The 6,602-nt window shown below is 62.2% G+C and carries 5 protein-coding genes and 1 pseudogene; 2 read left to right on the top strand and 4 right to left on the bottom strand.

What is annotated here, in order from left to right; translation table 11 throughout:
- The first annotated feature begins 67 nt into the window (after nt 1–67).
- Together N2315_06470 and N2315_06475 are read left to right on the top strand one after the other, a co-directional pair.
- Entirely contained in the window at nt 68–859 is a 792-nt protein-coding gene (locus N2315_06470; GenBank protein ID MCX7828836.1) for an FprA family A-type flavoprotein, read from the top strand.
- A gap of 306 nt (nt 860–1,165) precedes the next feature.
- Nucleotides 1,166–1,711, top strand: a complete 546-nt coding sequence (locus tag N2315_06475) for a methyl-accepting chemotaxis protein (protein ID MCX7828837.1) — start codon at nt 1,166–1,168, stop codon at nt 1,709–1,711.
- A gap of 89 nt (nt 1,712–1,800) precedes the next feature.
- Here the strand turns inward: N2315_06475 and N2315_06480 are convergent, their stop codons facing one another.
- The 4 genes and pseudogenes from N2315_06480 to N2315_06495 form a co-directional block, all read right to left on the bottom strand.
- Nucleotides 1,801–2,817: a class I mannose-6-phosphate isomerase gene (locus N2315_06480; GenBank protein MCX7828838.1), complete on the bottom strand. Its 1,017-nt coding sequence runs from the start codon at nt 2,815–2,817 to the stop codon at nt 1,801–1,803.
- Between the two features lie 7 nt (nt 2,818–2,824).
- Nucleotides 2,825–3,286: a fructose PTS transporter subunit IIA gene (locus N2315_06485; protein ID MCX7828839.1), complete on the bottom strand. Its 462-nt coding sequence runs from the start codon at nt 3,284–3,286 to the stop codon at nt 2,825–2,827.
- Nucleotides 3,283–5,223: a PRD domain-containing protein gene (locus N2315_06490; protein MCX7828840.1), complete on the bottom strand. Its 1,941-nt coding sequence runs from the start codon at nt 5,221–5,223 to the stop codon at nt 3,283–3,285. Before N2315_06490 ends, N2315_06485 begins: the two co-directional genes overlap by 4 nt.
- Before the next feature lie 111 nt (nt 5,224–5,334).
- Nucleotides 5,335–6,602 (bottom strand): annotated as a pseudogene (locus N2315_06495) (fructose-specific PTS transporter subunit EIIC).

Here is a 6,602-nt window from a genome sequence, read left to right on the forward strand (position 1 = left end):
CAAAGGATTGAAACCTGCAAAGATGATAGAATAGAATTCAGCCACAGACATGGAAGGGGGATTCAAGATGGGCCTTTTCAGCACCACCGTTTTATATGAGAGCCCCTCTCACAAGTTCTTCCACCTTGGATGGGAGGAGCAGGAAGAGGAGGGGTTCGTCCAGACCAACCAATACATGATACAGGACGGGGACGAGGTGATGCTCCTGGACCCCGGCGGGGCCCACGTGTTCCCCCGGGTGCTGGCCAACGTGGCGGAGGTGGTGGACCTCTCAAAGGTGAGGCACATCTTCTACACCCACCAGGACCCGGACGTGTCGTCGGGGGTTACCCTGTGGCTTCCCATAGCGGAGCGGGCCAAGGTGTACATATCCGGCCTTTGGACCAGGTTCCTGCCCCACTTCGGGGTTTACGACCAGCGCCGCATAGTGCCCATCCCCGACGGCGGGGGCACCCTGTCCTTCGCCTCCGGTAACCAGGTGCACTTCATACCAAGCCACTTCCTGCACTCCACCGGATGCTTCTCCCTGTACGACCCCGCAAGCCGGATACTCTTCACCGGGGACATAGGAGCCGCAGTGTTCCCCCCCGGCAAGAGGTATCCGGAGGTCAAGGACTTCGACAGCCACCTGCAGTACATGGAGGGTTTCCACAAGCGCTACATGGCGTCCAACGTCGCCTGCCGCAAGTGGGTGGAGATGGTGTCCCGCTTCGACGTGGACATAATCGCCCCCCAGCACGGGGCGGTCATGAAGGGGGAGGCCGCAAGGCGCTTCCTAAACTGGTTCAAGGAGCTCAAGTGCGGGAGCGACATCCTGGATAACTTCTACAACGCCCAGGGCAAGCTGTCCGCCCGCTAGGGGGGTGTTCTCATGAGCGATACTCCTCAGGTCATAAGATCCCTCTCCGCGTCCCATTTCAGCAGCACCATAATGAACTCCTTCATGTCCCAGCTGGACGAGGTGCTGGTGCGGCGGGTGCTGGACGTCCAGCGGGAGCTGGGGGAAATATCGGACAAGTTCCAGAGCCTCGAAAAGCTCTTCACCGAGATAGTCCACGAGTTCGAGAGAAGCAGCCGGGAAGCTAGGGAGAACGTGGAGAGGATCAACCTGATGAACGTGAAGCTGGAGGAGGAGCTCAGGAAGTCCGGGACGGACCTGGAGAGCATGAACTCCGACGTGGCCAAGACGGTTGACTCCACCTTCGAGACCCTTAACTCGTTCCTCGAGATCGAGAAGATCTCCAAGGAGATTCAGAAGATAGCCAAGCAGACCAACCTGCTGGCACTTAACGCCTCCATCGAGGCCGCCAGGGCGGGGGAGCACGGCAAGGGCTTCGCGGTGGTGGCCCAGGAGGTCCAGAAGCTGGCCATAGAGACCAAGGAGGCCTCGGAGAAGATATCAAGCCGGGTGTTCTCCATCTCCGCCCAGGTTCAGGGGGCCATGGAAAACGTGCGCAGGGTTAGCGAGATGTTCTCCGTCATCCGGGGATCCCTGTCGGGCTTCATGGACTTCCTGTCCACCAACAAGGACTTCCTCGGAAGGGTGGACCAGATACTGGACGACGCCAGCACCAAGATATCCGACGGCGCCGATGAGATGAACCAGTCGGTAGCCGTCATGGAGGAGGCCACGAACCGCTTCAAGTCCATGGCCTCCATCATATCCTCCATAGTAAAGGCCCAGAAGAACCTGAGCGACGTCAAGCTCTAGACCTTCCTTAAAGCTAAACTCAAGATACGCAAATGGCCGGGGACGCGTCAGATCCCCGGCCGTTTTTTATTTTTTTATTTTTTAATAAGCTATAAGCCCCATGCCCCATTTCGCGGCTGCGCCCCGGGGGCTTCATTCCCCTTGTTCGACGGGGAGGAGAGGAGAGCCTCCAGATCCCCCTCCAACGCGAAGTGGGTCCCCCGGGACGCCAGCAAGTGGTCGCCGGCCAAGACCTGGATCTCGCCGGAATCCCACCGGACCCGTCCCGCCCCGGAGAGGACGCCAACGCACATGAAGGCGTCCTTCGCCAAAAGCTTAACGGCCCCCCTCGTCCTTACCAGTGACACGAAGAAGGGCTCCCCCTTAAGGAACACCCTCTGCTCCCACCCTTGGCCCTTTAGAACCTCCACGGGCCCCGTGGGTGAGGGCCTTTGGGGGGCGAAGAGGGCCCGAAGGGCCTTGTCCAGGTGCAGCGGCCGAGGGAGGCCGTCGGGGCCTAAGCGGTCATAATCGTACAGCCGGTAGGTTACGTCGGAGCTTATCTGCACCTCCGCCACAAAGGCCCCGGCGCAAAGGGAGTGGACCGTGCCGGGGGGTATGAAGACGAAGTCCCCGGGGCGTATGGGCACCCGCCTTAACAACCGATCCCACCGGCCCTCCAGGGCCCACCGGGCCGCCTGCTCCACCGTACCGCCGTTGTGGCCCAGCACCATGGACGCCCCCTCGGGGTAGTCCAACACGTACCAGCACTCCGCCTTGCCCGGGTCCCTCTCCCCCAGCTCCACCGCCAAGCGGTCGTCGGGATGGACCTGTATGGACAGATCCTGTGCGGCGTCTATGAGCTTAACCATGATTGGGAAGGGGTCCTGGTACGAGAAATCCCCAAAGAGCTCCGGCCGAATCCTGAAGAGCTCCATAAGCCCCATCCCCTCAAAGGGCCCCGAAGCCACGAGGCTCTCGCCCCCAGGGTGCCCCGAGAGGGCCCAACACTCCCCCAGGGGCCCTCCAAAGGCCCCTTCGGGAAGTCCGAAGAGCTCCCGCAGCCTGCGGCCCCCCCAGAGCCTCTCCTTGAAGACCGGGGTTAGCCTGAAAACCAGTCCTTCCACGGGAGATTCACTCCACCCCGCACAGCAGGGACAAAGCTTCCGAGGGGCTGGCGGCGTTCATGAGAGAATCCCGCAGCCGCTGGTCCATGAGCCGCCGGGAGAGGGTCTGCAGTATCTTAAGGTGCTGATCCAAAGCCCCCTCCGTTGGGACCGCGATCATGAACACAAGACGGGCGGGTTCCCCATCAAGGCTCTCCCAGTCAACCCCCGAGGCCTTTCTTCCGAAGGCGACGCAAGGTCTTTCGACTCCCCGGCTCTTGCCGTGGGGTATGGCTATACCCATCCCAACCCCGGTGGTGCCAAGGGCCTCCCGGGCCATCACATCCCCAACGTAGGTCTCAAGATCCCCAAGGAAACCGGCCCTGTGGGCCATTCCCGCCATCTCGGCGATGACCTCCTCCTTGGTCCGCCCTTTAAGCTCCAAGTTCACCAGATCCAACGGCATCAGATCCATCAGGTTAACGGTCAAAGCAAATCCCCCTTAAGAACACCGCAGAAATCCCGGGCGGACCCGGCAGACTTTAACCTCTCCAACGTCCTTTCGTCCTCCGACAGGGCCGCCAGCTCCCCGAAGAGGCGTCTTAACTCTTGCCCATCCCCGGCGCAGCCCGCTATCATCATCACCAAGTCGACCTCCTCGCCCTCCCAGTCCACCGGGTGGACAAGCCTAGCCACCGCCACCGCGCTGCCCTTGGACATGAGGGGATCCCCGTGGGGTATCGCAAGGCCTCCCCCGATGCAGGTAGAGGAGGTCCTCTCCCGGGCCTTGACCGCCTCCGGGTAGCCGGGAAAAACCAGGCGGGCCTTGGATAGGGCCGATGCCAGGCTCTCTATGACCTCCCACCGATCCTCCCCTCGGTGGTTCAGGAACAGAAGATCCTCCCGCACTAGGCTGCCCATGAAGGGATATCGGGAGGGACGGCCTCCCTCACCCCGGCTCTCCCTGCGGATCAGGTCCTCCACACGCCTTATCTCCCCCTCCTTGAGGAGGGGGGTCACCTCCCGATAGGGCCTACCAAGACCCAAGGGGGGAGGAGATGTGCCTATGACCACCACGGAGGGATCCCTTGCCTCCTCCATGAGACTCTTCAATGACCCTGCCCCCGTGACCCTGACCCCCGGGAACGCGGACGATATCTTGGCCTCCATGAGGCGCATTATACCTATCCCCTGGGGGCAGAAGACCACCACCCGGCAATCTCCGCCGTTTAGCCCCCTAAGCCGCTCCAGTGCCGCCTGCACGTGGAGGACCACGTACCCCACCTCATCCTCGGGAAGCCTTATGCCCATCAGGTCCCCGCACTTTAAAGCCCCCTCCAATCCCACCTCGAAGGCGTAGAAGAAGGTCCTCTTTATCTGAGCCAGTATGGGGTTCACCACCGGGAACCCGCACCGGATCCGGTTCACGGAGGAGGTGAGGTGCGTGGCAAGGTCCGCCAGCAGCCTCTCGTCGGACCCAAGCCTTGAATCCAGCCTTTTTGCGAACTCCCCCACCAGAAAGGCGCTCAACCCCAGCGCTTCCTCGCTCACGTCCCCGGCGGAGGAGAGGTATCCGTCCGCCAGGACCCTGGAACTTCTAATGTGCAGGGCCAGGTACACCGCCTCGTCGTGGGGCATCTTAAGGCAAAGTCCATCCTGCAGGAGCTCCATCAGCCGCATGGCGGCGGTAAGCTCCCTGCGCCCATCCACCATGGACACCTCATGGGGAGCCACCTTTATGGGACATCCCTGCCGCACCCTTTTGACCGCCACCGCCAGGTGGACCGCGAGGCCCTGCAAGGCCTCCTCCGCCAGGGGTATACCCACGTCATCCAGGACCTCCCTGGTCTTGGCGAGCAGGAAACCCAGCTCACCCCGGTGAAGGGGGCCCTCCCCATGGACACAGCCCCGGGGAGGGCCTGGGGACGAGAGGAGCTTGTGAAGCCTTGAGATGGCAAGCCTCTTGGCCCTCTCGTCCCCTTGAACCTGGACTCCCACGTTGGGCTTTCTGGAAAGCCTAAGCCCCAACTGGGACAGCCAGGACTCCACCCGATCCAGCACCCCGGTTATGGTGGAGCGGCTTAACCGGAGCCGCTCCGCCAGCCTCCCCACGGTTATCTCACCCCTGGGATCCAATAGCTCCAGCAAGACCGCCTTCTCCAGGTCTCCCAAGGGTCGGTTCTGCTGGGCGAAGAGGTCCCTCAGAAGGCGCCCCCTGCTCTGCTCATCCCCCACTAGGGCCACCCCGCGGCCAGGGCGCCGGTCCAAGGACAGGCGGTAGTCACGGCGGAGCATGCCATCCATTGCCTTGAGGTGGTTCCTCAAGGTCCTCTCCGAGCACCCCAGCCGGTCCGCCATAACCGACAGGGGCACGTAGTCATCCGCCTCGGCAAGCAGTTTGAGCATCCTCCGATACCTTGCCTCCATGGAAACCCTCCATCCCGGGTCCGCCGGGGACCCCGGGGGCTTAAAAGCCCCGGGGCCCTACCTGCTCTTCAGGAAGTTCACCATCGCCGCAGTCGCCGCCACGCCCAACGCCACGGCGGCGAAGAACATGGGGACGTTGTCCACCGCCTGAAGGACCGCCACTATGGGGCCCCCGTGAGGGACGTGGTCCGTCACCCCGCTCAACATGGCCACCACCGCTCCGCACATGGAGCCCACCATTATGCTGGGTATCACCCTGATGGGGTCCTTGGCAGCGAACGGTATGGCCCCCTCGGTGATGCCCACCAGCCCCATGGCAAACGCCGCCTTGCCGGCCTCCACCTCTTCCTTGGAGTACTTGGACCGGGCCAACATGGTGGCCACCCCAAGCCCCAGCGGGGGAACGCAGATGGCCACCGCTATGGGCCCCATGACCTCCGGATGCCCCTCGGCTATCATGGCGGAACCGAAGAGAAACGCCACCTTGTTGACGGGCCCTCCCATGTCAAAGGCTATCATGGCGCCAAGCACCATGGCCAAGGCCACCCGGCTGGAGTCCTGCATGCCGTTGAGCCACCCGGTCAAGGCCTCCATGACCCCCGCTATGGGCTTGCCTATTCCGAATATGAACACCGATGATACCACCAGCGCGGACACCACCGGTATGACCAGTATGGGCATAACCGGCTGGATCATCTTGGGCACCCTTATCCCCTTTATGAAACGCACCACGTAGCCGGCTATGAACCCCGCCACTATGCCGCCGATGAAACCCGTGCCGGCGGAGCTGCCGAAGAAGGCCCCGTTGGCCGCCACGTACCCTCCCACCATTCCGGGGGCAAGCCCCGGACGGTCCGCTATGCTGTAAGCTATGAAGCCCGAAAGGATGGGCACCATGAAGGTGAAGCTGGCGACCCCCACGTTCAACACCGTGTTCCAAAGGGAGCCCTCGGGTATCACAAGCCCCTTCGGCGTCGGCTTGCCCCCTATGGCCAAGGACAGGGCGATGAGAAGCCCCCCTATTACCACGAAGGGGATCATGTAGGACACCCCGTTCATCAGGTTCTGGTAAACCGGCATCTTGGACCCCTTGGGGACGTTGCAAGACATAGCTTCCGCCGGAGCCTCACCAGATCCCCCAAAGACCGGGGCGTCCCCCTTCTCAAGGCGCTCTATGATAGCATCCGCCATCTTGATTCCCTCCGCCACGGACACCTCTATGAGGCGCTTGCCCCTGAAACGCTCCTTATCAACCCCCTTGCCGGCGGCTATTATCACCCCGTCCGCAAGACGTATGTCCTCCTCGGTCAATCGGTTCTCCACCCCGATGGATCCCTGGGTCTCCACCTTGATCTCATGCCCCTGTCTCTTATACACAT

This window comes from Thermanaerothrix sp. (assembly GCA_026417795.1).
GTDB lineage: Bacteria > Synergistota > Synergistia > Synergistales > Synergistaceae > Thermanaerovibrio.

Excerpts from the sequence above, each read along its gene's own strand:
- N2315_06470 (MCX7828836.1), top strand. The coding sequence starts at position 68 with ATGGGCCTTTTCAGCACCACCGTTTTATATGAGAGCCCCTCTCACAAG.
- N2315_06475 (MCX7828837.1), top strand. The coding sequence starts at position 1,166 with ATGAACTCCGACGTGGCCAAGACGGTTGACTCCACCTTCGAGACCCTT.
- N2315_06490 (MCX7828840.1), bottom strand. The coding sequence starts at position 5,223 with ATGGAGGCAAGGTATCGGAGGATGCTCAAACTGCTTGCCGAGGCGGAT.